Below are 26,141 nucleotides of genomic sequence, written 5' to 3' on the forward strand. Positions count from 1 at the left end.
TCCCTTTGAGTGTCTAACTTGAAAAGGCAGTGACTTATGGCCGTCGGAAAAGAAATACGTAACCAGATCGGAAGCATCAAGAGCACGCAGAAGATCACCTCCGCCATGGAAATGGTGGCGGCGAGTAAAATGCGCAAAGCTCAGGACCGTATGCAGGCAACTCGCCCATACGCCGAAAAGATGCTGCAGGTAATCGGACACATTGCCAAGTCCAACAAGGATTACCGTCATCCGTTCATGCAGGAGCGTGAGGTCAAGCGGGTAGGCTACATTGTAGTTTCCTCCGACCGTGGCCTGTGTGGTGGTTTGAACACCAACCTGTTCAAACTGCTCGTTCGCGAAATGCGTGAATGGAAACAAAAGGGTGTTGAGACCGACATCTGCGCCATTGGGCAAAAAGGCGCGTCTTTCTTCCGTAACTACGGTGGCAACGTTGTAGCGGCGGTGACCCATATGGGTGACAACCCGTCTGCAAGTGAGCTGATTGGTAGCGTCAAGGTGATGCTCGATGGTTTCGAGCAGGGCAAGATTGATCGCCTGTACCTTGTGAGCAACGAGTTTGTGAACACCATGACTCAGAGCCCGAATTCGCTACAACTGCTGCCATTGCCGGAAGGTGATGACGAAGATGTAGGTCACCAGTGGGATTATCTCTATGAGCCGGATTCACGTCCGATTCTTGACGGGCTACTGCCACGTTATATCGAATCCCAGGTGTATCAGGGTGTGGTAGAGAATCTGGCCTGTGAACAGGCTGCCCGGATGATTGCCATGAAGAGCGCGACAGACAACGCCGGTGGCATCATCGATGAGCTTCAGCTGGCCTATAACAAGGCCCGCCAGGCAGCCATCACCCAAGAGATTTCGGAGATTGTGAGCGGCGCGGCATCTGTTTGATAACGCTCACAAACCTACTGGTTTTATTGACTACTAGATAACGAGGAACCGAGCATGAGTAGCGGACACATCGTTCAGATCATTGGCGCGGTTATCGACGTGGAATTCCCACGTGACTCCGTGCCAAGCGTTTATGACGCACTGCTGCTTGAAGGTGGCGAAACAACTCTGGAAGTCCAGCAGCAGCTGGGTGACGGCATTGTTCGTACCATCGCAATGGGCAGCACCGAAGGCCTCAAGCGTGGCCTGAAAGCTGAGAATACCGGCAAGCCGATTTCAGTACCCGTGGGCACCCAGACTCTGGGCCGTATCATGGACGTACTGGGCCGTCCGATCGACGAGCAGGGCGACATCGGTGAAGAAGAGCGTTGGGCTATCCACCGCAAAGCACCGGGCTACGCCGACCAGGCAGCGTCTGCTGACCTGCTGGAAACCGGCATCAAGGTTATCGACCTGATCTGCCCGTTCGCCAAGGGTGGTAAGGTTGGCCTGTTCGGTGGTGCCGGTGTAGGCAAAACCGTAAACATGATGGAACTGATCAACAACATCGCGAAAGAGCACTCCGGTCTCTCCGTATTCGCCGGTGTTGGTGAGCGGACTCGTGAAGGTAACGACTTCTACTACGAAATGAAGGAGTCTAACGTTCTCGATAAGGTTGCCATGGTTTACGGCCAGATGAACGAGCCCCCAGGAAACCGTCTGCGTGTGGCCCTGACCGGTCTCACCATGGCCGAGAAGTTCCGTGACGAAGGCCGTGACGTTCTGTTGTTCGTTGATAACATCTACCGTTACACACTGGCCGGTACCGAAGTATCTGCACTGCTGGGCCGTATGCCTTCAGCGGTAGGTTACCAGCCGACTCTGGCGGAAGAGATGGGTCAGCTGCAGGAGCGGATCACCTCTACCAAGAACGGTTCTATCACCTCTATCCAGGCGGTCTACGTACCGGCGGATGACTTGACTGACCCGTCGCCTGCCACCACCTTCTCGCACCTTGACGCGACTGTGGTACTGAGCCGTGACATCGCCTCCAAGGGTATCTACCCGGCGATCGATCCCCTTGACTCTACTTCCCGTCAGCTGGACCCCCTGGTGATCGGCGAGCAGCACTACAATGTTGCCCGTGGTGTTCAGAACGTTCTGCAGCGTTACAAGGAACTGAAAGACATCATCGCGATCCTGGGTATGGACGAGCTGTCAGAAGACGACAAGCTGACCGTAGCCCGTGCCCGTAAGATCGAGCGCTTCCTGTCTCAGCCGTTCCACGTAGCGGAAGTATTTACCGGTTCCCCGGGTAAGTACGTGTCTCTGAAGGAAACCATCGCCAGCTTCGAAGGCATCCTGAACGGTGACTACGACGACATGCCGGAGCAGGCCTTCTACATGTGCGGTGGCATCGAAGAGGCAATCGAGAAGGCTAAGGCAATGAAAGCGAAAGAAGGCAAGTAAATTACCTTCTTCCCTTTCTGACCCAAGAGGCGTAAGAAATGGCTATGACCGTACATTGTGACGTCGTAAGTGCCGAAGAAAAAATCTACTCGGGCCTGGTGGAGATGCTGATCGCCACCGGTACCGAGGGTGAGCTAGGCATCCAGCTTGGCCATGCTCCGCTGCTGACCGAGCTCAAGCCCGGCTCAGTGCGGATCATCAAGCAGGGTGGCGCTGAGGAGATTCTGTACGTATCCGGTGGTTATCTGGAAGTGCAGCCGAACCTGGTGACCCTGATGGCTGATACCGCAGTTCGTGCCAAGGATGTGGACGAAGCGGCAGCCCTGGAAGCCCAGAAGCAAGCCGAGAAGGCACTGGCGAACAAGACAGGCGAGTTTGAGTACTCCCGTGCCGCCGCCGAGCTGGCAGAAGCCGCCGCTCAGCTGCGCACCATCCAGAAACTGCGCAAGCACCTGCGCTAAGCAGGGTTTGTGTCAGGGCCCGGACTGGCCTGACCGTGAACCGCATCCGCAGGTGGATGACCAGCCACACCCGCAAGGGGAAGGCCGGTTATTCACCGGGACGCGGTTTTTTATTTTGAGATTCACCACCAGATTGGAGCTTACCGCCCCATGAGCCCATTACACGTTGTGATCCTGGCGGCAGGCCAGGGCTCCCGAATGAAATCGGCGCTACCCAAGGTATTACACCCGGTGGCCGGCAAGGCCATGCTGCATCACGTGATTGATACCGCAAAGCAGCTGGGGGCGGAGAAAATTCACACGGTAATCGGCCACGGTGCAGACCAGGTGCGGGCATCGCTGGACGAACCCTCGGTGAACTGGGTGATGCAGACCGAACAACTGGGCACCGGCCATGCCGTGGCCCAGGCCCTGCCGGATCTGCCGGACGACGCCCGGGTACTGGTGCTCTACGGCGATGTGCCGTTGACCCGCAAAGACACCCTCGAAGCCATGGTCTGTGACCTGGACGATGGCAATCTCGCCCTGCTGACCGTGGATATGGACAACCCTCACGGCTATGGCCGGATCGTTCGTAACGCTGAGGGCCAGGTACAGGCGATTGTGGAGCAGAAAGACGCCACCGCCGAGCAGCAAGATATCCACGAGGTGAACACCGGTATCCTGGCCGTTTCTGCCCGGCACCTGAAAAGCTGGTTACCCACACTATCCAACAGCAATGCCCAGGGTGAATACTACCTGACCGACATCATCGCTATGGCGGTTGACCATGGTTTGTCCGTCACGGTATCCCAGCCGTTAAACCCGTTTGAAGTGCAGGGCGTCAATAACCGCCTACAACTGGCGGAACTGGAGCGATGGTACCAGCGCCAGCAGGCGGAACGCCTGATGACCGAAGGCGCCTCCCTGGCAGACCCTGCCCGGGTGGATGTGCGCGGTGAGCTGACCATCGGCAACGACCTGTGGATTGATGTGAACGCGGTGTTTGAAGGCAAAGTCAGCCTTGGCAGCAACGTGGTGATCGGCCCGAACTGTGTGATCAAGGATTCCACCATCGCCGATGGTGCTGAAATCAAAGCCAACAGCGTGCTTGAAGGTGCAATTGTAGGCGCCAATGCCCAGATTGGCCCGTTCGCCCGCCTGCGCCCGGGTACCGAACTGGCCGCCAACACCAAGGTGGGCAACTTTGTCGAAACCAAGAAAGCCGTAGTGGGTGAGGGCAGTAAGATCAACCACCTGAGCTACGTGGGGGACGCCTCTCTGGGCCGTAATGTGAATGTGGGTGCAGGCACCATCACCTGCAATTATGATGGGGTGAACAAGTTCAAAACCGAGATTGGCGACGGTGTGTTTGTGGGCTCCAATACCTCGTTGGTTGCACCGGTGACGGTAGCGGCCGAGGCCACCATTGGTGCGGGGTCTACCATCACCCGCAACGTCGCGGAAAGCGAACTGGCCGTGGCCCGGGGCAAGCAACGGAATATCGCGGGCTGGGAACGGCCGAAAAAAGCGTAACAACCGAATAACTGACAGGTGATAACAGCATGTGTGGGATTGTAGGAGCGGTTTCCGAACGGGATGTCCAGGGTATTCTTCTGGAGGGGCTCCGCCGCCTTGAATACCGGGGTTACGACTCCGCTGGCATGGCCGTGATCAACGGCAAGCCGGAAGTGCAGCGTGCCCGGGAAGTCGGTAAGGTTGCTGCCCTGGCTGATGCTATCAGCGCCAACCCCCTGGCTGGGCATCTCGGTATCGCCCATACCCGCTGGGCCACCCATGGTGAGCCATCCCAGGTGAATGCCCACCCGCACATGTCTGGTGACCGCCTGGCCATTGTCCACAATGGCATCATCGAGAACTATCAGGAACTCCGCGAAGAGCTGAAAGCCGAAGGCTTTGAGTTCACCTCCCAGACCGACACCGAAGTGGTTGCCCATCTGATCGGCAAGAACTACAAGGCCGGCGGAAACCTCTATAACGCCGTCAAGACTGCCATTGGCCGCCTGCGCGGTGCCTTTGCACTGGCGGTTGTCCATGCCAACGAGCCGGACCACCTGGTGGTGTGCCGTGAAGGCAGCCCGCTGGTGGTGGGCGTGGGTATCGGCGAGAACTTCATCGCCTCTGACCAGCTGGCGCTGCTGCCGGTCACCGACCGGTTCATGTTCCTGGAAGAAGGCGACATCGCCGATATCCGCAAGGACAAGATCGAGATCCACGATCGCGAGGGCCAGGCGGTTGAGCGCTCCATCAGCCGTTTCGAGCACGGTGCCGATTCCGCCGACAAGGGCGAGTACCGGCACTACATGCTCAAGGAAATCTACGAGCAGCCAAAAGTGATCAAGGCCACCATGGAAGGCCGGATTACCGCTACCCGGGTGCTGGAGCAAGCCCTGGGTACCGATGCCGAAAACCTCCTGGAGAACGTGCGCCACGTTCAGATCATCGCCTGTGGTACCTCCTACCACGCCGGCATGGTGGCCCGTTACTGGATTGAAGACCTGGCCGGTGTGCCCTGTTCCGTGGAAGTAGCTTCCGAGTTCCGCTACCGCAAGCACGTGATCCAGCCAGATACTCTGTTCCTGTGCATTTCCCAGTCTGGCGAAACCGCCGACACCTTGGCGGCTTTGCGCCAGGCCAAGAAAGCCGGTTTTCGAGCGGCATTGGCCATCTGTAACGTACCGGGCAGTTCGCTGGTGCGGGAATCCGACCTGGTGATCATGACCCAGGCCGGCCCTGAAATCGGTGTAGCCTCCACCAAGGCGTTCACCACCCAGCTGACCGCCCTGCTGATCTTCACCCTGGCCCTGGCCCGCCACAACGGCCTGAATGCCGAACGGGAAGCCGACATCGTGAAGGCCATTCACCTGTTGCCTGGCCAGGTCAACGATGTGCTGGCCCTGGATGGCGAAATCGAGGAGATGTCCAAAGCCTTCATGGACAAGAACCACAGCCTGTTCCTGGGCCGGGGTTCCCAGTACCCGGTCGCTATGGAAGGAGCTCTCAAGCTCAAGGAAATTTCCTACATCCACGCCGAAGCCTATCCGGCCGGCGAGCTGAAGCACGGCCCCCTGGCTCTGGTAGACAGCGAAATGCCCGTGGTGACCGTGGCCCCCAACAACGACCTGGTGGAAAAACTCAAATCCAACCTGGAAGAAGTGCGGGCCCGTGGCGGCGAACTTTTTGTATTCGCCGACAAGGCTGCAGACGTGAAGCCGGAAGAGGGCTTGCACGTGATGCAGATTCCCTCGGTGCATGAAATCACTGCGCCCATCGTCTACACCGTGCCACTACAGTTGCTCTCCTATCACGTGGCGGTACTCAAGGGCACCGACGTGGATCAGCCGAGGAACCTGGCGAAGAGCGTGACGGTCGAGTAGCCCCGACCGCCTGGACGGCTGGGCACCGAGACTCAGAACGTGTAGGAAACGGAAGCCTCCACCGTGCGCTCCTCGCCAAACCAGCAGTTGTTGGCGTCAAAGCAGCTGTAGTAGCGCTCGTCGGTAAGGTTGTTCACGGACAGGCCCAGTTCGGCACCGCGGAGGCTGTGAGAGACGCGTCCCAGGTTGTAGCGCAGTGCGATATTGACCAGTGTGGCGTCCGGCACGTTCCCCTCGTTCGTCGCTGCGTTGTATTCCGCCTCGCCGATGTAGCGGGCGCCAATGCCTGCCACCAGGCCATCCAGTGGGCCGTTATAGAAGCCATAGTCCGCCCAGACCGACAGCAACTGGTCGGGCACCCACACGGGCGTCTGGCCTTTCAGGCCGGTGTTGTCCTTGGTCACCTCCACACTCTGCAGCGTGTAGCTGGCGGTCACCAGCAGACTGTCGATGGGCTGGGCCTGAGCCTCCAGCTCGATGCCCTGGGAGCGCACTTCCCCCGCCTGGACCTGGTCCAGAGGTCCGCCATTGGGGTCGCGGGTGGGCACGTTGTCCTTGGTGATCTGGTAGAACGCCAGGTTGAGTGAAGTGCGTTGATCCTGGGACTGGTATTTTACCCCCAGCTCCCACTGGTCCCCCTTGGAAGGGTCGAATTCGTTGCCGTTGCGATCACTACCGCTTTGCGGCTCGAAACTCTCGGCGTAGTTGAGGTAGGGCGAGAGACCGTTGGCGCCGCGATACATCACGCCGGCACGTGTAGAGACGTTGTCCTGGTCCAGTTTGCTGTTCACAGGCGCGCCGTATTTGCGGCCGGACTCTTCCCCGGTGAAGTCGTCCCAGCGCACGCCGCCGATCACCACGAAGCGGCCCAGCTCAATCTGGTCCTGCAGGTACACGCCAAGCTGCTTCTTGCGGATGTTGAAGTCCGAGGACAGAGCCGTATTCTCGATGTTTATGGTGCTTCTGGATATCTGATAGTAGTCCGGATCGAACAGATCGATGGCCGGTGCGGCAGTGTCTTCATAGATAACGTCGGAATCGAGACTCAGGTAGTCCACGCCAACCAGAATGTTGTGCCGGGCCCGGCCGGTCTGGAAGCGCCCCGAGAACTGGTTGTCCACCGTAAACCCGGTGGTTGCCTCGTCGGTCAGGTAGGCCTGGCGTTGCAGGGTGCGTCCGTCCTGGCTGAACGGGTCGTTGGAGAATCGGTAGGTGTAGGTATTGGTCTGGAATGCCTCGGCATCGGTATATCGGAAGTTCTGCAGGAAGTTCCAGTTGTCATTGATGTTGTGGTTGACCTTGTAGCCGACCAGCAACACCTCTTTATCAAATTCGTTCCAGTTGGCGTCGCCGGAGAAGGCATCCTGCGGGAGGTCTCCATTCGGGTTGGGCAAGAACAGGCCGGAAGCGGGCAGGGTGGTGTAAATGCCCATAGCCGGATCTTTCTGGTAGTAGAGGTTGAAGTTCACCACGGTGTTGTCACTGACCTGCCAATCCACGGAAGGCGCGATCATGTGGCGCTCTTCCTCAGAGGTTGCGGCCTGGCCATCCCGGGTGCGGGTCAGGCCAACAAGGCTGTAGGACAGGTTGGAATCGCCCAGTTGACCGCGGCTTTCAATGGACGCCTCGGCCAGATTGCGGGAACCGCTGGCAACCTCAATTTTGTTGAAGTGCTCTGAGGATGGCTGTTTGCCGATCAGATTCACCATACCACCGGGCGGCATGGACCCATACAGAGTGGAGGTGGGGCCACGAAACACCTCAACCTGCTCCACAGCTTTCAGATCAATCTGGGGCTGCAGATTCCAGTCGTTGTACAGCAGCTGCAGGCCATCGTAATAGTTCTGGTAATTGATGAAGCCGCGGATGCTGAACAGGTCCAGCCGGCCGACTGCGCCTCCGCGAAGTTCGGTGTTCACGCCCGGTGCATAGCGCAGTGCAGTGGCCACGGAATCGGCATCGCGCATTTCCAGGGCCTGTTGATCCAGTACTGAGATACTCTGGGGAGTGTCGCCCGGCGCCAGTGCCGTCTTGGTGGCAGTGTTCCTGTAGGTTTCGCCGTAAACCGTCATGGTGTCCAGCTCCATGGGTTCATCGGTATGAGCGACGGCCAACGGGCTGCCAGAGAGACTAACGGCAATAGCAAGTAATGACGGTTTGATCACGTGTGAGGGCATGTCGGGTCCTGTTTAACGTGGGAACGATTAAGTGCGAATCATTCCCATTATATTTATCTGGCTGAACAGGACTTAACCGATTGGTGCATGCCGGGCAATGAATGGCTCGTTGAGGGTGACCGGAATCCAGTATTCCATGGCCACCTCGGGCGCGTTGGCGTCAAAGTCAGGCGGGTACACTTCCAGGTCGTAACCGTAGACGGCATTGCAACCTGCGTGCGGAAGCCAGGCCGCGAAGAACCACTTCAGGATTTCCGAGAGGGACTGGATTGGTCCCTGGAAGGAGATCACCACGTAGTTCTGGGCGGGTACTTTAAGGGTCTCGATCTCGGTGTCGGCGTCTTGGATCTCTGTCTGAACGCCAGCCAGATAGCGGAATTCGGACTCCGGCCCCCGGGAGAGATCGAGAACACCGAACCTTGGCTGTTCAGGCGGCAGCCTCTCACTCTCTATGAGTGATGCCCAGAGGGCGGGAACCTTGGTGTCGAAATCAGGGTTGGATGAGAACAGCCCCCGGATCCTGTCGGAGCGGCCTGATACGCTAAACGCCGGTTTCGAATCCAGCCGTATGGCGGGCACCCGTGCCCTCCACGCGGCGTCTGGAAGCTTAGCCGGGTCAAGGCACAGTGGCGTGGTGAGCAGGCAGGGCAGGCCGCGCCGGCGATATTGAGCCGGCGGGCAGCCAAAATGCTGTTTGAAGCTGCGGGTAAAGCTGATGTCAGAACTGAAACCGCAGGTCAGGCCGATATCGATAATCCGCTGTTCGGTGAAAAGCAGCATTTCCGCCGCCAGGCTCAGCCGCAGCTCCCGGACGTATCGACCTACGGACTGTCCGGTCTGTTCCGAGAACACGCGGTTGAACTGCCAGCGGGACCAACCGCCTATCCTGGCAAGGCTGGCCACGGCCAGAGGCTTGTCCAGGTTCAGGTGAATGTGTCTGAGAACCTGCTCGATCCTGCCAAGCTGGCCATACCGGCTTGAAATCGTCATCACAGGTCCCCGCCGGGCAGTGCCGGTTACCAGCGATAGCTGAGGCTGGCTACTACGCTCCGCTCGGCGCCGTAATAGCACCAGTAGTCACAGCTGGCCACGTATTCACGGTCGGCCAGGTTGCTGACGTTCAACTGGGCTTGCCACTGGGGCGCGAAGGCATACTGGGCCATCAGGTCGAACACGGTGTATGAGGGCACTTCCGTGTTGCCGTCTTTGGTTTCGCCCACAAACCGGGCGCCGGCGCCGACCTTCAGGCCCGGGGCCAGGTCGGTGAAGCTGTAGTCCAGCCACGCCGAGGCCTGGTGGCGTGGAATCAAGGGGGCCTGGCGTTCGCTACCGGCCGTGGCCTGGTCGCGAACCTTGGCGCTGTTGTAGGTGTAGGCGGCGGTCAGCTCGAGCTGCTCGGTGAGGTAGCTGACGCTCTCCAGCTCGAAGCCTTCAGTGGTACGCTCGCGGTCCTGGATCTGGAAGCCACCCTGGCTGGTGCCCAGGGAGTTCTTCTCTTCAATGCGGTACACCGCTGCGGTCACGTACCCGTCCAGATTGCGGGGGGCAATTTTCACGCCCAGCTCAATTTGCTCGCCGGTGCGCGGCTCATACAGGTCGCCGTTGCCGTCGGTACCGGCAATGGGTTGGAAGGATTCGGTATAGGATATATAGGGACTGACGCCGTTTTCGGCCAGGTACATCACACCGCCGGAAAGCGACAGCTGGTCATCGTCTGCCTTCTGGCGGGTATTGGCATCGCGGTTGATGTTGTCCACCTTCGCCTGGTCATAGCGTGCGCCGGCCAGGAATACCCAGCGGTCATCCAGACGCAGCTGGTGCTGGAGGTAGTAGCCGGTCTGCCGCTTGTCGATCTCGGTAACGATCAGGTCGGCGGCCGTGACTGGTGTGAAGTTACCGTACTGCGGATTGAAAAGGTCAATGGGGCCGCCGAATATTGAGAACCCACCCGCACCATTCTGTTGTCCCTTGTTATTCAGATCCTGGTAATCGACACCTGCCAGGAACGTATGCTCGGTACGATCGGTGTACCAGTTGCCGACCACACGGTTATCCACCGTCCAGCTGTCGATCTTGCCGTCACGATAGGTGAGGTAACGCTGGCCTTCCCGCGGACCTGTCTGGAAAAAGATGTAGCTGCTGCGCAACAGCAGATCCAGCTCGCTGTAGCGGAAATCCTGTTCGAACCGCCAGGTATCGTTGATCTGGTGGCTGAGGGCATAGCCCAGAGAGGTCTGGGTGCGTTCGTTGGTGTCGTAACCAGGTTCACTGTAATTGGTGGAGGGATCCACCTTGCCAAACGGTGTGTCCTGCACGGTGCCGTAGGCCAGCTTGAACGGGTTGGTCGGGATGGCGTCGTCTTTCTGAAAGCTGGCCAGAACGGTCAAGCTGGTGTCTTCGGTGATGTCCCAGGCCAGACTGGGCGCGATGTAGTAGCGTTCGTTTTCGGTGAAGTCCAGGTCGCCTTCGCCGTCGCGATAAAGGCCCACCAACCGGTAGCGGACGTTATCGGTTCCGGCGACCGGGCCGGAGGTGTCAACCCCAAGCTGGCGGTGCTTGTCGGTACCTGCCTGCACCAGCACCTCGCCCTGCGTGTTATCGGTTGGGCGCTTGCTGATGGCGTTGATCACACCGCCCGGAGGCGCTTCACCGTAAAGGATGGAGGCCGGTCCCTTCAGCAGTTCGACCCGCTCCAGGCCGTAGGTTTCAGGCAGCCACTGGTAGAAGCCCTCGCGATAGATTCGCAGGCCGTCCTGGTACGTGGCCTGGTCAAAGCCGCGGATTTTCAGCCAGTCGGTGTCGTTGTCATCACCGTAGTGACCCGACACCACACCGGCGCGGTACTGGAAGGCCTCATCAAGGGACTGAACATTACGCTCCCTGAGTTCCTCTTCCTCCACTACCGACGCTGGTCGTGGGGTTTCCACCAGCGGTGTCTCCACCTTGAGTGCTGTGGCCGAGACTACCAGGGCCTCCAGGCTGGCGGGTTCGGCATCCTGTGCCAGAAGCGGGGCCCAGGTGGTTGCCATACCAACGGCCAGGGTCAGTCGTATGGCTTGCGTCAACGGCTTGGTCAGGAAAACGGCGGGCATAAGGCACCTTTGTAACGGCTGTAAGTAACAAGAATGGGTGAAACATCACCGAAATTCGCCGAATATTATTCCTTAAATAATCTTAATGCAAACCAATATCATTCACGTTTATGGTCGGTTGCCGGGGATGATGGGTTAAATTTTCATGAAACCACCTTATCCGACCGAAAATCGGTTAAAATGCCGTCGCCCGTCCAGGGATAATTAAGTAGTATTACGAAAATTATTGTGAAGCCCGAGCGTATACTCTCTCCTTTTTATTATTAAGACCAAAAGCGGTCTTACGTTTGTACCTTTGGACCATACCCCGGTACGCAAATATCAAGGAAGATGCTGATCCTCCGGCGCACTATTCCAATAACCCGCTTTCTCAGAAGACCATCGCAATGCCCAACACCGTCCTGTCTGGCTTTACCCATAATTTTCTTGGCAAAGCGCCTGTCTGGTACAAACAGGTAATTCTGTTGTTTCTGATTGCCAATCCCATCGTGATGTACGTGTTCGGGCCGGGTGTGACTGGCTGGTTGCTGATTGGTGAGTTCATCTTCACCTTGGCCATGGCGCTGAAGTGTTATCCGCTGTTGCCGGGCGGTTTGCTGGCGGTGGAGGCGTTGCTGATCGGGCTGACCACGGCAGACGCCGTGTATCACGAGGTTCTGGTGAACTTCCCGGTGATTCTGCTGCTGATGTTCATGGTGGCGGGCATCTACTTCATGAAAGACCTGCTGCTGGTCACCTTTACCCAGATTCTGGTGGGGGTTCGCTCCAAGTCGGCTTTGTCGTTGTTATTCTGCAGTGCGGCCGCGCTGCTCTCAGCGTTTCTGGATGCGTTAACGGTGACCGCCGTGATTATCAGCGTGGCGGTGGGCTTTTTCTCGGTTTACCACAAAGTGGCTTCTGGCAAAGGTTATCAACAGAAAGATCACAACGCCGGCAGCGATGAAGAAGTGATCGAGCTGCACCGGGAAGACCTGGAAAACTTCCGGGCGTTTCTGCGCAGCCTGTTGATGCACGGGGCCATCGGTACCGCTCTTGGTGGGGTCGCCACCATGGTGGGTGAACCCCAGAACCTGCTGATCGCCAAAGTGGTCGGTTGGGATTTCGTGGGCTTTTTCCTGCACATGGCGCCGGTGAGTATCCCGGTGCTGTTCGCCGGCCTGGCGACCTGCTGGGCGCTGGAGAAACTACGCTGGTTCGGCTACGGCGGCCGACTGCCCAAGCCGGTTCGCCAGGTGCTGGAAGAGTTCGCCAAGAACGAGCGTGCCCGCCGCACCAAAGCCGACCAGGCATCCCTGTGGATTCAGGCCATCGCTGCCGCCATCCTGGTGATCGGCCTGGCGTTTCACATTGCTGAAGTTGGTCTGATTGGCCTGCTGGTGATTATCCTGATTACCTCGTTTACCGGCGTCACAGACGAACACCAGATTGGCAAAGCCTTCCAGGAATCCCTGCCGTTCACCTCTCTGCTGGTGGTGTTCTTCGCCGTGGTGGCGGTGATTCATGAGCAGCATCTGTTCAAACCGATCATCGATTACGTACTCAGCCTGCCGGAGCACCAGCAGCCGGGCATGTTCTTTATTGCCAACGGCCTGTTGTCGATGATCAGTGATAACGTGTTTGTGGCGACGGTGTACATCAGCGAGGTCAAGCAGGCGCTGGATGCCGGCGCCATCAGCTATGAGCACTTCCAGACCCTGGCGGTGTCCATCAACACCGGCACCAATCTGCCCAGCGTGGCCACTCCTAACGGTCAGGCGGCGTTTCTGTTCCTGCTGACTTCCGCCATCGCGCCACTGGTGCGGCTGTCGTATGGGAAAATGGTGATCATGGCGTTTCCGTACACCCTGGTAATGGGTGGTGTGGGGCTGTACATGGTGACCCATTCGTTCTGAATCAACATTTTTTGACGTTCGCCGCTACAGTGATTGGTGTATCTGTTACTCTTTAAAGAAACAGATAACGATAAGCGGTATACATGCGCAGTTGCCAACGTTACTCCACTGATCTGCCTCGTGGCGCCTGTGCGCTGACGGGGCTTTTTGTTGTTCTGATCGGACTTCTTTTTAACACCCTGGTTTATGCTGACGATCAGGACCCATATAGTATGAAGGCCGTGCGAGTTGCCTATGCGGAGTTTCCGCCCATCACCTACCGCACCGCTGAGGGTGAACCAGCCGGTGAGTTTGTGGAGATTACCAGGAAGGTTGCCGCTGAGGCCGGCTACGAGCTGGAATTCCTCTATCTGCCTGTGGCACGCACCTACCTCTACCTGAAAGACGGCACTGTTGACCTCTGGCTGGGATTATCTGCCACGCCGGTACTGAAAGAGGTCGTTCTGGAAAGCTGGATCAGCCCGATTCCCGTGGAGTTGAGTGCCTGGTACCGCCAAGACACAGAACTGCTGGAACACATGGACCAGTTGCATGGCAGCATGGTGATATTGATCGGTGGCTACACCTACGGAGGCCTTAGGTACTGGTTGGAAGACCAGCCAGACATTCGCATCACCGAGGCGCCTAACCATCGTTCGGCGGTGGACATGCTGAAACGAAAGCGGGGTGATTACCTGCTCGATTACCGCCAACCGGTGCGAGAAATCCTGACCCACCCCTCAGATGCCATTATCCGGGAATCGGAACTACGAACCCGCAACAGCGCCTGGATGTTCTCGCTGGCTAGCTCCCGGGCAGCCATTCTTCGGGAGGCGTTTGATGATGCCTATCTGCGGTTGGCTGAGCGTGGTGAAGTGCCGCCGGTGCGCCGGTTCGAGAAAACCTTTGTATTGCCGGGGTTTCCTGACGAGTATCGTTGAGTGATCTAGACGGGACACTAGCTGATGGCCAGCACCCGTATTGCGTTTGCAGCTGCGGCCGTCCGGTTTTCCACGCCCATTTTCCGAAAAACCTGTTCCAGGTGTTTGTTCACCGTGCGTGGGCTCATGTCCAGAATCTGACCGATTTCCCGATTGGTTTTGCCGTTGGCAATCCACAACAGCACATCGGATTCTCTGAGTGTGAGTTCAAAGGCCTCTCGTAGTGCAGTCGCCGAACTGTGCGGGTTCTGAGGTGTTTTAATCCTCAACAGGTATTCTCTCTCATCAATCGGCGCCAGGAACTCGATGGAACGCGGGGTATCTGCAAGCCGGATGGGGAGGGCATGCCCCGGTTCCGGTTGGCGAGTAAGCCAGACTTCAATCTGTTTTCGCAGGGACTCCTGTTCCGGGTCTTCGTTACCCGGCAGTATTCGGTAAACCTGTGGCGTTCCCCAGAGCAATTCACCGCTGGCATTGACGGAAAACAGATTCTGGCCGGCCCGGTCAAGTGCTGAGCGGGCACTTCGTGTCATGCGTGCGTTCGCCAGATGCACTTGCATACGGGCCAGCAATTCGGTGGTATTGATGGGTTTGGTAATGTAGTCGACGCCGCCGGAACCAAGCCCCATCACTACGTGTTCGGTATCGCTGAGACCGGTCATGAACACGATCGGAATGTCGGCGAACGCCGGATTTTCCTTCAGCCTGCGACAGGTCTCAAAGCCGTCCATGTGGGGCATCAGGGCGTCCATAAGAACGATGTCTGGCACGATGTTCTGACTGATAGTAAGTGCCTGTCCACCCTCCAACGCTACGAGAACCGTCATGCCTGCTTCCTCCAGGGCGTCACTGATCATCCGGATCGAATCGACGGCATCATCCACGACCATGACCACGGTTTTTTTCTGTTCAGGCAGACTCATGTTCGGGTACCTCAAGTAACGCAAGAATTTTCTCAAACTGAAATTCGTTGGTGAGTTTCGTCAGTTCGGTTGTGAAATGGCTGTCGGCTTTGCCGCTGTGTTTAAGCTCGTTCAAAGCCTCAAGCAGCCCCTTGCGATGACCGATTCGGGCCAGCGACATCAGAACCTGGCATTCCTCGAATCCTGGTAACGTCAGTTCAGCTTGCGCCGGAGGCTCAAGTGCAGCGAGCGGGTCCGGGCTGGGTTTGAAGCGCCATGCTATGTTTAGCACTTTGCCGATAGTATCCAGCAGCAGATTCAGGCGAACTGGCTTGATGATGTAGCCATCATGCAGGTGGGGCGAACCCGGTGAGTGCTGGCCTTCGTTGGCGTCGGCGGAGATCATGATGACTGGCATGTGGTGTTGGGCATCTCTGAGTTGTTGAAGGATCTCCCAACCGTTAAGCCCAGGCATGGATACATCAAGCAGGATCAGATCCGGCCGGTCGCTGCTGACCTGTTGTGAGACCAGCAGAGAATTCCCCATGTCGCCAACGTCAAACCCAAGAGGCGACAGCATGGCTCGAATGACCTGGCGGTGCGACAGATCATCATCCACGATGAGCACTTTACGACGGGTGCCGTGGTAGCCGTAGATCCGCCGGGCAGGTGCGGTTATGGAGCGGGGGGTAACCTCATGCAGGCTGGATAGCATCAGGCTGACCTTGAAGGTGCTGCCTTTTCCGGGGGTGCTGGTAACCGATATGTCTCCCCCCATGATTTCGGTCAGCAATCGGGTAATGGTCAGCCCCAGCCCTGTTCCTATCCGGCTCTGCCCCGCGGAACGAACCCGCTCGAACGGACGGAAGATCCGTTCGATGTCGGCTTCGGCAATGCCTTCACCGGTATCCTGCACGGTGAATTCTGCCACCTGGCTCCGATAGCGGAGTGTCAGGCACACCCGGCCGTGATCCGTGTATTTGATGGCATTCGACAGCAGATTGATCAGGATCTGGCGGAGACGTTTCTCATCGGCGGTTACCCGCTCAGGAAGTGGCAACGGGCAATGGTATTCAAAGGCCAGTCCTTTTTCCTCGGCCTGCAAACGGAACATCGTGACCAACTGCTCCATCAGAACTTCAATCCGCACCTGGTCCCGGTGCAAGTCCAGGCGGCCCGCCTCGATTTTGGAGATATCCAGCAGACCCTCGATCAGATCGGCAAGGTGTTCGCCGTTACGATGAATCACACCCAGTGCCTCCTTGCGGTGGGCGGGGATGTCGTCGTCGTTCGCCATCAGTTGGGCATAGCCCAGAATGGCATTGAGTGGAGAGCGCAACTCATGGCTGATGCCCGTGAGGTAACGGCTTTTCGCCAGGTTGGCCGCATCGGCCTGTTCCTTGGCCTGCTGCAGAGCCTGATCGGTTCTCTCGTGCGCGACAATTTCTTCGGTCAGCAATCGGGTTTGGCGCCGGGATTCCTCCTCTGCGACCACCCGGCTTTCGTGGGCCAGAACGAACAGCCAACAAATCACACCCGTCACGATGACCAGAATGAAAAAGACCTTCCAGAGCGTTACCGACAGCAGGATGCCTTCCGCGCTCGTCGCGACTGGGGTCTTGAAATAGATCAGAGATAGCAGCAGGCCCGACAAGCCGTTGATCAATAGCAACAAACTCAGAAAATGACCGAGGCGTGATCGCAGGCGAACCAGCAGGTAATCGGGAACGAATTTGCCCAGGAACAGCTGAAGCTGTTCCTTATAGCCCCCACCGGGTTTGCAGACATCGTCGCATCGAGCGTCGAGTGAGCAACACAGGGAACAGATGGTGCCCGCATAAGCGGGGCAGTGGGTCACGTCTTCCGGCTCAAAGGCGTGCTCGCAGATGCTGCACTGCACCAGCTGGTGATCGGTAGCGATCGGTGTGAACGGGCGCGCGGTGTAGAAACGGCCGCCGGTTCGCCAGGCAATAACCGGGGCCATGACCAGGGCGACCGCCAGGGCGATGAAATGCGAGAGTGCCTGGGCATAAAGGCCAATCGCGCCAGAGTGGCAGACAACACCTACCAGGGAGGCGGTGATCATCGCCCCGACACCCACCGGATTGATGTCGTAAAGGTGTGCCCGTTTGAACTCGATGTGGGCGGGGCTCAGCCCAAGCGGTTTGTTGATCACCAGATCGGCCACCAGAGCACCTACCCAGGCAATGGCGACGATGCCGTAGAACCCCAGTGTTTCCTCCAGAGCCCGATACACCCCCAGTTCCATCACCAGCAGCGCGATAGCCACATTGAACACCAGCCAGACCACACGGCCGGGGTGGCTGTGGGTGAGCCGGGAGAAGAAATTCGACCAGGCAATGGAGCCGGCGTAGGCGTTGGTTACGTTGATCTTGATCTGACACAGAATGACGAAGATACCCGCGAACGCCAGGGAGATTTCCGGGGAATGGGTCACGTAACTGAACGCGACCAGGTACATGTGGGTAGGATCGGCGGCTTCGCTGGCGGGAATGCCCTGATTCAGTGCCAACACGGCCAAAAAAGAGCCTGCCAGGATTTTTATCATCCCGATCACAATCCAGCCAGGACCACCGGCCATCACCGCTATCCACCAGCGGCGTTTATCCTTTGGCGTCTGGGGCTCGGGAATAAAACGCAGGTAATCAACCTGCTCGCCAATCTGGGCAATCAGCGAGAAAACCACGGCGGCGGCAGCGCCAAACATGAGCACATTGAAACCCTGACCTTCCGATACACCGACACCGCCAAACTGGGTCCAGTCACTGACCGATGACGCATCGGCATAAATGATGAAAACAAAGGGCAACAGTTGCAGCACGATAAAGGCGGGCTGAGTCCAGACCTGGAACCGGCTGATGGTAGTTATGCCATGGGTAACCAAGGGAATGATCACCACCGAACAGATCAGGTAGCCCAGCACCAGAGGAATGCCGAATAGCATTTCCAGGGCCATGGCCATAATGGCCGCTTCGATGGCAAAAAAGATGAAGGTGAAGCTGGCGTAGATCAACGAGGTAATGGTGGAGCCAATGTAGCCGAAACCGGCGCCACGGGTGAGCAGATCTATGTCGACGCCATATCGCGCCGCGTAGTAGCTGATGGGTATGGCGGTCAGAAAGATCACCAGGCTGACGGCCAGAATAGCCGCTACGGCATTGTCGAAGCCGTAGTGCAGGGTAATGGCACCGCCAATCGCTTCCATGGCCAGAAAGGATATGGCACCCAGGGCGGTATGACTGACCCTGGCAGCCGACCAACGGCGGGCGCTCTTGGCGGTGAAGCGAAGCGCGTAATCCTCCAGGGTCTGGTTGGCAACCCACTGGTTGTAACGACGCCGGACCCGAAAAATATTCTGTCTTGCGGCCATAGTGCCTTGCCTTCTGGTACAGAGCGCGACTTTTTGGTGCAACTACCGGGTTGGCAGCACCGTCTTTGACAGCTGGAACAAGATCCATGCCATGTGATGGTGCGGATAAGGAATCGCGCCTGACATTATTGCTTTCGTCTTCGCGTTTTAGCCTGCTGAGCCCGTGACAGGAATGCGTCAAATGACGTAGGCCGCTGGGGTGATTGCCGAATGGGCTCTGTGTCAGTGCCTGAGCAGAATGTGTGTCGTGGGCGCTGTGCTTCGTTCGTTGAAGTGCGGTACCGGCATACCAACACTGCGAGGAATAACCATGGGCACGACAGATTCAACCGCCAACGGGCGGTCATTCGGCAAGGGAACCGGGCTTCGCAAGAAGCTCATGACGCTGGCAGCATCCATGATGCTGGCCACATCGGCACAGGCGGCCACACCCCCCACCTCCGAGGTGAATACCACTGGGCTTGCGGTGACAGACGACACCGTCAAGGTTGGCATACTGCACTCCATCACCGGCACCATGGCGATCAGTGAAATCGGTTCAGTACAGGCCGAGAAACTGGCCATTGAACAGATCAACGCCTCCGGCGGTGTGCTGGGCCGGCAGATCGAGTTCGTGCAGGAAGACGGCGCCAGCGACTGGCCCACCTTCGCGGAGAAATCCCGCAAGCTGCTGCGCCAGGACAATGTCGCGGCCATTTTTGGTGCCTGGACCTCCGCTTCCCGGAAAGCCATCCTGCCGGTAATCGAACAGTTCAATGGCATGCTGTACTACCCCACGTTCTACGAGGGCCTGGAGCAATCACCGAACGTGATCTACACCGGGCAGGAAGCCACTCAGCAAATCCTGGCCAGTATCGATTGGGCGGTTGAAGAGAAGGGCGCCAAAACCTTCTACCTGCTGGGTTCGGACTACATCTGGCCCCGCACCTCCAACAAGATCGCTCGCAAACACATCGACAAGCTGGGTTTGAAGGTAGTCGGCGAGGAGTATTACCCACTGGGCCATACCCAGTTCAACTCGGTGATCAACAAGATCAAGCTGCGTAAGCCGGACGTTATTTTCGCATCGGTTGTGGGCGGCTCCAACGTGGCCTTCTACAAGCAGATGAAAGCCGCTGGCATTGATTTCACCAAGGAAAGCCCGCTGTTGCTGACCATCTCTGTCACTGAAGACGAAATCCGGGGCATCGGTGGTGAAAACGTGGAGGGCATCTATGCCTCCATGAAGTACTTCCAGAGCCTGGATAACCCCAACAACCAGGAATTTGTGGCGGCGTTCAAAGAAGCCTGGGGTGATGACATGGTCATCGGTGATGTTACCCAGGCTGCCTACCTTGGCCCCTGGCTGTGGAAGATGGCTGTCGAGAAGGCCGGCTCTTTCGATGTCGACAAAGTGCGTGAAGCCTCACCGGGCATTGAGTTCACCAAAGCCCCGGAAGGTTATGTCCGCATCCACGAAAACCATCACCTCTGGTCCAAGACCCGTATTGGCAACGCCCAGCGCAATGGCCAGTACAAAGTGGTCTACGAAACAGAAGACCTGATGGAGCCAGATCCTTTCCCGGAAGGTTACCAGTAAGCACGGCTGGCCGGTGCCAAGGGGCGCCGGCCGCCGGTTTTCCAAACGGTTGGGTGCGTTATCTCTAGGGAGTAAGGGTCATGTTTGATGGCTACACCACCAGTGAATTGATGTCGATATTTGCCATGCAGGGGTTTGCCGGGCTGTCCCTGTTTTCAGTGTTTGTGCTGATGGCACTCGGCCTGGCGATCATTTTTGGTCAGATGGGGGTGATCAATATGGCTCACGGGGAATTCATGATCCTCGGTGCCTATACCACCTACCTGACCTCCAGTGCTTTTCAGAGTTATCTGCCCGGTTTGTTCGGGGGCTATTTCTTCGTCGCCATGCTCTTTGCCTTTCTGGTGTGCGCGGCGCTGGGGGCCTTTGTCGAATGGGCCATGGTCAGGCATCTGTACAGGCGGCCGCTGGATACGTTGTTGGCGACCTGGGGCCTGAGCCTGATTCTCCAGCAAGCCTACCGCACGATTTTCGGCGCCCGGGAAGTAGGGGTCACCCTGCCGGATTGGATGATGGGATCAATCCAGGTCACCGACATGGTGGATCTGCCCATTAACGGGCTGTTTGTGATGATCATCGCGCTGTCCATCGCCATAGCCGTTTACTTCCTGATGTACCGATCCGGTTGGGGCAAAAAGGTAAGGGCCGTGGTCCAGAACCGGCCCATGGCCGAAGCCGTGGGCATCAACAGTGCCGGTGTCGACAGGGCCACGTTTGCCCTGGGCTGCGGGATTGCGGGTATTGCCGGCGCGGCCTTCACCATGATCGGCTCGACTGGCCCATCGTCCGGCCAGGCCTACATCGTGGACACCTTCCTGGTGGTGGTCTTTGGCGGTGCACAGAGCCTGATTGGCACCATTGTGTCTGCGTTTGGCATCTCTCAGGCCCAGTCCACCCTCGAGTTCTTCCTGAGTGGTTCGATGGCCAAGGTACTCACGCTTCTGGTGGTTGTCGGCATTCTCATGCTGCGCCCGGAAGGACTTATGGCCCTGAAGATTCGTCGCTAGGAGACCGTCATGAAAGACTCACCCGTTGTGAAATGGTTTGCCTCCCGAGAGGGGCTGTACTATCTGGCGTTGGCGCTGTTACTGGTGGTTGTTTTGCCGGTCATGCTCGATGCCTTCCGATTGAATATGGTCGGCAAGTACCTGACCTACGCCTTTGTGGCCATTGGCTTGGTGATGTGTTGGGGTAAAGCAGGCATTCTCAGCCTGGGACAGGGCGTTTTTTTCGGGCTTGGCGGCTACTGCATGGCGATGTACCTCAAGCTTGAGGCCTCAACGCCGGAAGCGACGGCCATACAGTCAACGCCCGGTATCCCGGACTTCATGGACTGGAACCAGATCACCGCTTTGCCCTGGTTCTGGGAGCCGTTCAACAGCTTCGCCTTCACCCTGATTGCCGTGATCGGGGTTCCGGTTCTGCTGGCTCTCATTATCGGCGTTGCCATGTTCACCCGGCGTGTGGGTGGCGTCTACTTTGCCATCATCACCCAGGCCATCGCCGCCATCCTGACCATCCTGATCATTGGTCAGCAGGGATACACCGGCGGCATCAACGGCATCACCGACCTTAGGACCCTGATGGGTTGGGACATCCGTACCGATGAAGCGAAAACGGCCCTCTACTTCGTAACGGTTGCGCTGTTGTTCGTCTGCCTGTTCGCTGCCCGCCTGATCCAGAAGCGCAAACTCGGGCGCATCCTGGTGGCGATGAATACCCAGGAAAATCGCGTCAGATTTTCCGGCTACGACGTGGCCGCCTTCAAAATCTTCGTGTTTTGCCTGGCTGCGGCTTTTGCGGGCATCGGCGGCGCGCTGTTTACCTTGAGTGTCGGCTTCATGTCGCCCTCGTTCATCGGCATCGTGGCTTCGATCGAGATGGTGATCTTCTGTGCCCTGGGTGGCCGTCTTTCCATCCTTGGAGCCGTCTACGGTGCGCTACTGGTCAACGCCGCCAAGAGTGGGTTTTCCGAATCCTTTCCAGAACTGTGGCCCTTTGCCATGGGTGCGCTGTTTATTGGCGTTGTTCTGGCCTTCCCCAATGGTCTTGCAGGCCTGTACCAGACTTACGTGATGCCTCTGGAGGAGCGTTTGTTCAGACGCAAGCCAAAGACCGATGGTAGCCAGAAAGCCAAGGCAACAGCGCCGGCCCAAACCCCTGGGGAACGGGGCAAGGAATACGACCCGCTCATTGACCAGTACAGCCCGGAGAAATCCTGATGAAAGCAGCCAAAAGCAAAAGTAAGGACTTTTTGTTGGCGGTAGAGGGACTGACCGTATCGTTCGACGGCTTTAAAGCGGTAGACGACCTGTCCTTCTACCTGGACCCAAACGAAATCCGGGTGATCATCGGCCCCAATGGTGCGGGTAAAACCACGGTGCTGGACTTGATCTGCGGGAAAACCCGGGCCACGTCAGGCTCCATTCGCTTCCAGGGGCGGGAGCTGACAAAGATGAAAGAGCACCAGATTGTGCATTCTGGGGTTGGGCGTAAATTCCAGACCCCCTCGGTGTTTGAAGACCTCACCGTGTTCGAGAATCTCGAAGTGTCTTACCCCCAGGGCCACTCGGTGATGGGCGCCCTGGCGTTCAAGCGGGACCTTGCGGTGGTGGAGGAAATTGAATCGGTTGCCCGGACCATTTTTCTTGAAGACATGCTTGAGCAGCCGGCGTCTTTGCTTAGTCATGGTCAGAAGCAGTGGCTTGAAATCGGCATGCTGCTGATTCAGAAGCCGAAGCTGATCATGTTGGATGAACCCGTAGCGGGCATGTCTGTGGTGGAGCGCAAGAAAACTGCCGAATTACTGAAAGTGATTACCCGTGAACACACGGTTCTGGTGATCGAACACGACATGCAGTTCGTGGGTGACATTGCTGACCGGGTAACGGTGATGCACCAGGGCAAGGTGTTGTCAGAGGGGTCCATCGAACACGTGAAATCGGACCCGAAAGTCATCGAAGTCTACCTGGGGCATTGATCATGCTGAGCGTCAAACAACATTCGGTGGCCTATGGCCAGAGCAACATCATCGAGAACCTGGACCTTGAGATTGGTAGGAATGAGATCGTTGCCGTGGTTGGCCGCAATGGTATGGGCAAGACCACGTTGATGAAGTCCCTGGTGGGTATGACGCCGACCAGAGGTGGGCAGCTCCTGCTGGATGGTGCGGATCTTTCCAACCTTAAGAGTTTCCAGCGGGTGAGGGCAGGGATCGGCTTTGTGCCCCAGGGCCGGATGATTTTTCCGACCCTGACCGTGAAGGAGAACATTGAGACCGGCCTGGCTGCGGTCGGGGAGAAGAAGATTCCTGAGGACCTTTATGAGCTGTTTCCGGTGCTGAAGGAAATGCTGCATCGCCGGGGCGGCAACCTGTCTGGCGGACAGCAGCAACAGCTGGCGATCGCCCGGGCGCTGGCTACCCGGCCCAAGGTGTTGCTGCTGGATGAACCGACTGAGGGTATTCAGCCCAACATCATCAAGGACATTGCCAAGACTCTTCGGCGGATTCGCGATGAGCGAGGGTTGTCGATTGTGGTGTCGGAGCAGGTGTTGAGTTTTGTGATGGATGCGGCGGATCGGATTCTGGTGATCGAGAAGGGGGAGATTGTTCACGAGGAGCTTCGGGAGGAGGCGGATCAGGACAAGATTGCCAGTTATCTGGCTGTTTAATTCATTTGGGGGAGGTCGAGTCGATGGGGAGGTCCTTTCGGGACACGCCGTGAATACGTCCGTGTAGGCTCGGATGCGCCATCCCTGGCGCATACGGTCCCGAAAGGACCTCCCCACCGCCTCTCCCCGAACCTGTTTGGTAAACGTTCAGCATTGATGGGTGATTAATATGAGACACGGTGATATTTCCAGCAGTAACGATACCGTCGGTGTAGCGGTGGTGAACTACAAGATGCCTCGGCTGCACAGCAAGGCCGAGGTGTTGGATAACGCGCGTAAGATTGCGGACATGATCAAGGGTATGAAGGTGGGGCTGCCGGGTATGGATCTGGTGGTGTTTCCGGAGTACAGCACCATGGGGATCATGTACGACAACGACGAGATGATGGACACCGCTGCAGCCATCCCGGGTGACGAGACGGCGATTTTCTCGGCGGCGTGTCGTGAGGCCAATACCTGGGGGGTGTTTTCCCTGACCGGGGAGCGGCATGAGGATCACCCGAACAAGGCGCCCTACAACACGCTGGTGTTGATCAACAATGAAGGCGAGATTGTTCAGAAGTACCGCAAGTGCATTCCCTGGTGTCCGATTGAGGGCTGGTATCCCGGCGACACCACCTATGTGACTGAGGGGCCCAAGGGGATGAAGATCAGTCTGATCATCTGTGACGATGGCAATTATCCGGAGATCTGGCGGGATTGCGCCATGAAGGGTGCGGAGCTGATTGTGCGCTGCCAGGGCTATATGTACCCGGCCAAGGAGCAGCAGATCATGATGGCCAAGAGCATGGCCTGGGCCAATAACTGCTACGTGGCAGTGGCCAACGCCAGTGGTTTTGATGGCGTTTACTCCTACTTCGGGCACTCCGCGATCATCGGCTTTGATGGCCGCACCCTGGGTGAGTGCGGTGAGGAGGATATGGGAGTGCAGTACGCCCAGCTCTCCGTCAGCCAGATTCGTGATGCCCGGGCCAACGACCAGTCCCAGAACCACTTGTTCAAGCTTCTGCACCGGGGATACACCGGTGTGCATGCCTCCGGTGACGGCGACAAGGGCATTGCGGATTGTCCGTTTGAGTTCTACCGCACCTGGGTGATGGACGCCCAGAAAGCCCAGGAGAACGTGGAGGCTATGACCCGTAAGACCGTGGGCACCGCCGAGTGTCCGGTGGGTGATTTGCCGTTTGATGGCAAGGAAAAGTCCGCAGGGGCGTAACCCCGGGAGGTACCAATGCCGTTTATCAACGAACGGCTGGAAGCCAACCGGGAAACACTGGCAAGGAGCCGGGCCGATTCAGGCCCGGTTCGTGTTTCCCGGTTCCGCTTTGAGCCGGATGCTGTGATGGAACGCCTTAGGGCGAACCTTGTGGGCCAGGAGCACGCGCTCGCAGCCATGGAGTCCATGCTGGTGCGGGTGAAAGCCGATATCGGTGATGAAAACCGCCCGCTGGCGGTTTACCTGTTTCTCGGGCCGACCGGTGTGGGCAAAACCGAGACGGTAAGGCTGATCGCAGAGGCTATACACGGGCGTCGGGACGCCCTGTGCCGTGTCGATATGAACACGCTGGCCCAGGAACATTATGCAGCGGCACTGACCGGGGCACCCCCGGGTTATGTCGGCAGCAAGGAGGGCCACAGCCTGTTTGATCTGGACAAGGTACAGGGATCGTTCAGCAAACCGGGCATCGTTCTGTTTGACGAGATTGAGAAAGCCAGCAAGGAAGTGGTTCGTGCCCTGCTGAACGTGCTTGATACCGGGCGGCTGGTCTTTCCCTCCGGCAACCGGGAGATCGACTTTCGCAATACCCTGATTTTCATGACAAGTAATGCCGGCGCCTTGGCGGCCGAGAACCACCACCGGCGCTTTCAGCAGGGCTGGCGGCGATGGCTGGGCCTTTCGCCAGGAGAGGTTGGAAGGGTTCAGGATGCTGCATTGCGCGATCACTTTGATCCGGAGTTTCTCAACCGTATCGATCAGATTCTTACCTTTAACCACCTTTCCGAAAACTGGCTCGATGCGCTGCTGGATATCGAGCTGGCTGGCCTTAACCGGCGACTTGCGAGGAAAAAAGCGGTGTTAACGGTATCTGACGGGCTGCGCGAGTCGCTTTGTGCCGGTTACGACAGTCGCTATGGCGCCAGGGAGATGCTCAGGACGTTTCGCCAGCGGCTTGAGCCTGAATTAGCGCGGGCGTTACTGGCCCATCCTGAGGCGGAGCAGTTCGCCGCAGACATCGAAAACGGCGAGATAAAGGTTCGCCAATACGTCGAATGACGTAGGCGCCGGGGGTATTTGGCGAATACCCCCGAAATGCCGTGCAGCCGATAGTAG

19 protein-coding genes are annotated in these 26,141 nt (G+C 57.7%); 14 read left to right on the forward strand and 5 right to left on the reverse strand.

What is annotated here, in order from left to right; translation table 11 throughout:
* The first annotated feature begins 36 nt into the window (after positions 1–36).
* The 5 genes from atpG (at position 37) to glmS (ending at position 6,184) form a co-directional block, all read left to right on the forward strand.
* Entirely contained in the window at positions 37–897 is an 861-nt protein-coding gene (gene atpG / locus C7H10_RS09065) for a F0F1 ATP synthase subunit gamma (protein WP_106694605.1), read from the forward strand.
* A gap of 54 nt (positions 898–951) precedes the next feature.
* Positions 952–2,346, forward strand: coding sequence for a F0F1 ATP synthase subunit beta (gene atpD, locus C7H10_RS09070; protein WP_106694606.1), 1,395 nt, complete (start codon positions 952–954; stop codon positions 2,344–2,346).
* Between the two features lie 38 nt (positions 2,347–2,384).
* A complete protein-coding gene (locus tag C7H10_RS09075; RefSeq protein WP_061333192.1) occupies positions 2,385–2,807 on the forward strand; it encodes a F0F1 ATP synthase subunit epsilon in 423 nt (140 codons plus the stop codon).
* A gap of 150 nt (positions 2,808–2,957) precedes the next feature.
* Positions 2,958–4,322, forward strand: a complete 1,365-nt coding sequence (glmU, locus tag C7H10_RS09080; protein ID WP_106694607.1) for a bifunctional UDP-N-acetylglucosamine diphosphorylase/glucosamine-1-phosphate N-acetyltransferase GlmU — start codon at positions 2,958–2,960, stop codon at positions 4,320–4,322.
* 29 nt (positions 4,323–4,351) lie between these two features.
* Positions 4,352–6,184, forward strand: coding sequence for a glutamine--fructose-6-phosphate transaminase (isomerizing) (gene glmS / locus C7H10_RS09085; RefSeq protein ID WP_106694608.1), 1,833 nt, complete (start codon positions 4,352–4,354; stop codon positions 6,182–6,184).
* 32 nt (positions 6,185–6,216) lie between these two features.
* Here the strand turns inward: glmS and C7H10_RS09090 are convergent, their stop codons facing one another.
* The 3 genes from C7H10_RS09090 to C7H10_RS09100 all read right to left on the reverse strand — a co-directional run bounded on the left by C7H10_RS09090 (position 6,217) and on the right by C7H10_RS09100 (position 11,453).
* Positions 6,217–8,361 carry a TonB-dependent siderophore receptor gene (locus C7H10_RS09090; protein ID WP_106694609.1) on the reverse strand — a complete coding sequence of 715 codons (2,145 nt, stop codon included), beginning with the start codon at positions 8,359–8,361 and terminating at the stop codon, positions 6,217–6,219.
* Between the two features lie 72 nt (positions 8,362–8,433).
* The gene (locus C7H10_RS09095) at positions 8,434–9,351 is read right to left on the reverse strand and encodes a helix-turn-helix domain-containing protein (protein WP_106694610.1); all 918 of its coding nucleotides are present in this window, start codon (positions 9,349–9,351) and stop codon (positions 8,434–8,436) included.
* 26 nt (positions 9,352–9,377) lie between these two features.
* A complete protein-coding gene (locus C7H10_RS09100) occupies positions 9,378–11,453 on the reverse strand; it encodes a TonB-dependent siderophore receptor (RefSeq protein WP_106694611.1) in 2,076 nt (691 codons plus the stop codon).
* 386 nt (positions 11,454–11,839) lie between these two features.
* On the opposite strand from C7H10_RS09100, the gene nhaB reads away from it, so the two are divergent.
* A complete protein-coding gene (gene nhaB, locus C7H10_RS09105) occupies positions 11,840–13,345 on the forward strand; it encodes a sodium/proton antiporter NhaB (RefSeq protein WP_106694612.1) in 1,506 nt (501 codons plus the stop codon).
* A 212-nt stretch (positions 13,346–13,557) separates the two neighbouring features.
* On the forward strand, positions 13,558–14,265 hold the full coding sequence (locus C7H10_RS09110) for a substrate-binding periplasmic protein (protein WP_244178235.1): 708 nt from the start codon (positions 13,558–13,560) through the stop codon (positions 14,263–14,265).
* A gap of 17 nt (positions 14,266–14,282) precedes the next feature.
* On the opposite strand, the gene C7H10_RS09115 is transcribed toward C7H10_RS09110, so the two are convergent.
* Positions 14,283–15,188: a response regulator gene (locus C7H10_RS09115; RefSeq protein ID WP_106694614.1), complete on the reverse strand. Its 906-nt coding sequence runs from the start codon at positions 15,186–15,188 to the stop codon at positions 14,283–14,285.
* Entirely contained in the window at positions 15,175–18,558 is a 3,384-nt protein-coding gene (locus tag C7H10_RS09120; RefSeq protein ID WP_106694615.1) for a hybrid sensor histidine kinase/response regulator, read from the reverse strand. The genes C7H10_RS09115 and C7H10_RS09120 overlap by 14 nt, the downstream gene beginning before the upstream one ends.
* Before the next feature lie 310 nt (positions 18,559–18,868).
* Here C7H10_RS09120 and urtA point away from each other — a divergent pair, with 310 nt between their 5' ends.
* The 7 genes from urtA (at position 18,869) to C7H10_RS09155 (ending at position 26,084) form a co-directional block, all read left to right on the forward strand.
* Complete coding sequence (gene urtA / locus C7H10_RS09125; protein WP_106694616.1) at positions 18,869–20,137, forward strand: urea ABC transporter substrate-binding protein; 1,269 nt, start codon at positions 18,869–18,871, stop codon at positions 20,135–20,137.
* 80 nt (positions 20,138–20,217) lie between these two features.
* Complete coding sequence (urtB, locus tag C7H10_RS09130; protein WP_061333201.1) at positions 20,218–21,144, forward strand: urea ABC transporter permease subunit UrtB; 927 nt, start codon at positions 20,218–20,220, stop codon at positions 21,142–21,144.
* 9 nt (positions 21,145–21,153) lie between these two features.
* Positions 21,154–22,359: an urea ABC transporter permease subunit UrtC gene (gene urtC / locus C7H10_RS09135; RefSeq protein WP_106694617.1), complete on the forward strand. Its 1,206-nt coding sequence runs from the start codon at positions 21,154–21,156 to the stop codon at positions 22,357–22,359.
* Positions 22,359–23,117 (forward strand): urea ABC transporter ATP-binding protein UrtD, encoded by a 759-nt coding sequence (urtD, locus tag C7H10_RS09140; protein ID WP_061333203.1) that lies wholly within the window; start codon positions 22,359–22,361, stop codon positions 23,115–23,117. The genes urtC and urtD overlap by 1 nt, the downstream gene beginning before the upstream one ends.
* Positions 23,118–23,119: 2 nt before the next feature.
* Positions 23,120–23,809 (forward strand): urea ABC transporter ATP-binding subunit UrtE, encoded by a 690-nt coding sequence (urtE, locus tag C7H10_RS09145; protein WP_061333204.1) that lies wholly within the window; start codon positions 23,120–23,122, stop codon positions 23,807–23,809.
* 169 nt (positions 23,810–23,978) lie between these two features.
* Positions 23,979–25,025 (forward strand): aliphatic amidase, encoded by a 1,047-nt coding sequence (locus tag C7H10_RS09150; protein WP_106694618.1) that lies wholly within the window; start codon positions 23,979–23,981, stop codon positions 25,023–25,025.
* 15 nt (positions 25,026–25,040) lie between these two features.
* Positions 25,041–26,084, forward strand: coding sequence for an AAA family ATPase (locus tag C7H10_RS09155; protein ID WP_106694619.1), 1,044 nt, complete (start codon positions 25,041–25,043; stop codon positions 26,082–26,084).
* Positions 26,085–26,141: the final 57 nt, after the last annotated feature.

It is taken from the genome of Marinobacter shengliensis, assembly GCF_003007715.1.
Lineage (GTDB): Bacteria > Pseudomonadota > Gammaproteobacteria > Pseudomonadales > Oleiphilaceae > Marinobacter > Marinobacter shengliensis.

Coding starts and splice junctions, on each gene's coding strand:
- urtC (WP_106694617.1), top strand. CDS start 21,154: ATGAAAGACTCACCCGTTGTGAAATGGTTTGCCTCCCGAGAGGGGCTG.
- urtB (WP_061333201.1), top strand. CDS start 20,218: ATGTTTGATGGCTACACCACCAGTGAATTGATGTCGATATTTGCCATG.
- urtE (WP_061333204.1), top strand. CDS start 23,120: ATGCTGAGCGTCAAACAACATTCGGTGGCCTATGGCCAGAGCAACATC.
- glmS (WP_106694608.1), top strand. CDS start 4,352: ATGTGTGGGATTGTAGGAGCGGTTTCCGAACGGGATGTCCAGGGTATT.
- C7H10_RS09120 (WP_106694615.1), bottom strand. CDS start 18,558: ATGGCCGCAAGACAGAATATTTTTCGGGTCCGGCGTCGTTACAACCAG.
- glmU (WP_106694607.1), top strand. CDS start 2,958: ATGAGCCCATTACACGTTGTGATCCTGGCGGCAGGCCAGGGCTCCCGA.
- C7H10_RS09115 (WP_106694614.1), bottom strand. CDS start 15,188: ATGAGTCTGCCTGAACAGAAAAAAACCGTGGTCATGGTCGTGGATGAT.
- urtD (WP_061333203.1), top strand. CDS start 22,359: ATGAAAGCAGCCAAAAGCAAAAGTAAGGACTTTTTGTTGGCGGTAGAG.
- C7H10_RS09095 (WP_106694610.1), bottom strand. CDS start 9,351: ATGACGATTTCAAGCCGGTATGGCCAGCTTGGCAGGATCGAGCAGGTT.
- C7H10_RS09110 (WP_244178235.1), top strand. CDS start 13,558: ATGAAGGCCGTGCGAGTTGCCTATGCGGAGTTTCCGCCCATCACCTAC.
- C7H10_RS09150 (WP_106694618.1), top strand. CDS start 23,979: ATGAGACACGGTGATATTTCCAGCAGTAACGATACCGTCGGTGTAGCG.
- urtA (WP_106694616.1), top strand. CDS start 18,869: ATGGGCACGACAGATTCAACCGCCAACGGGCGGTCATTCGGCAAGGGA.
- C7H10_RS09090 (WP_106694609.1), bottom strand. CDS start 8,361: ATGCCCTCACACGTGATCAAACCGTCATTACTTGCTATTGCCGTTAGT.
- nhaB (WP_106694612.1), top strand. CDS start 11,840: ATGCCCAACACCGTCCTGTCTGGCTTTACCCATAATTTTCTTGGCAAA.
- atpG (WP_106694605.1), top strand. CDS start 37: ATGGCCGTCGGAAAAGAAATACGTAACCAGATCGGAAGCATCAAGAGC.
- C7H10_RS09100 (WP_106694611.1), bottom strand. CDS start 11,453: ATGCCCGCCGTTTTCCTGACCAAGCCGTTGACGCAAGCCATACGACTG.
- atpD (WP_106694606.1), top strand. CDS start 952: ATGAGTAGCGGACACATCGTTCAGATCATTGGCGCGGTTATCGACGTG.
- C7H10_RS09155 (WP_106694619.1), top strand. CDS start 25,041: ATGCCGTTTATCAACGAACGGCTGGAAGCCAACCGGGAAACACTGGCA.
- C7H10_RS09075 (WP_061333192.1), top strand. CDS start 2,385: ATGGCTATGACCGTACATTGTGACGTCGTAAGTGCCGAAGAAAAAATC.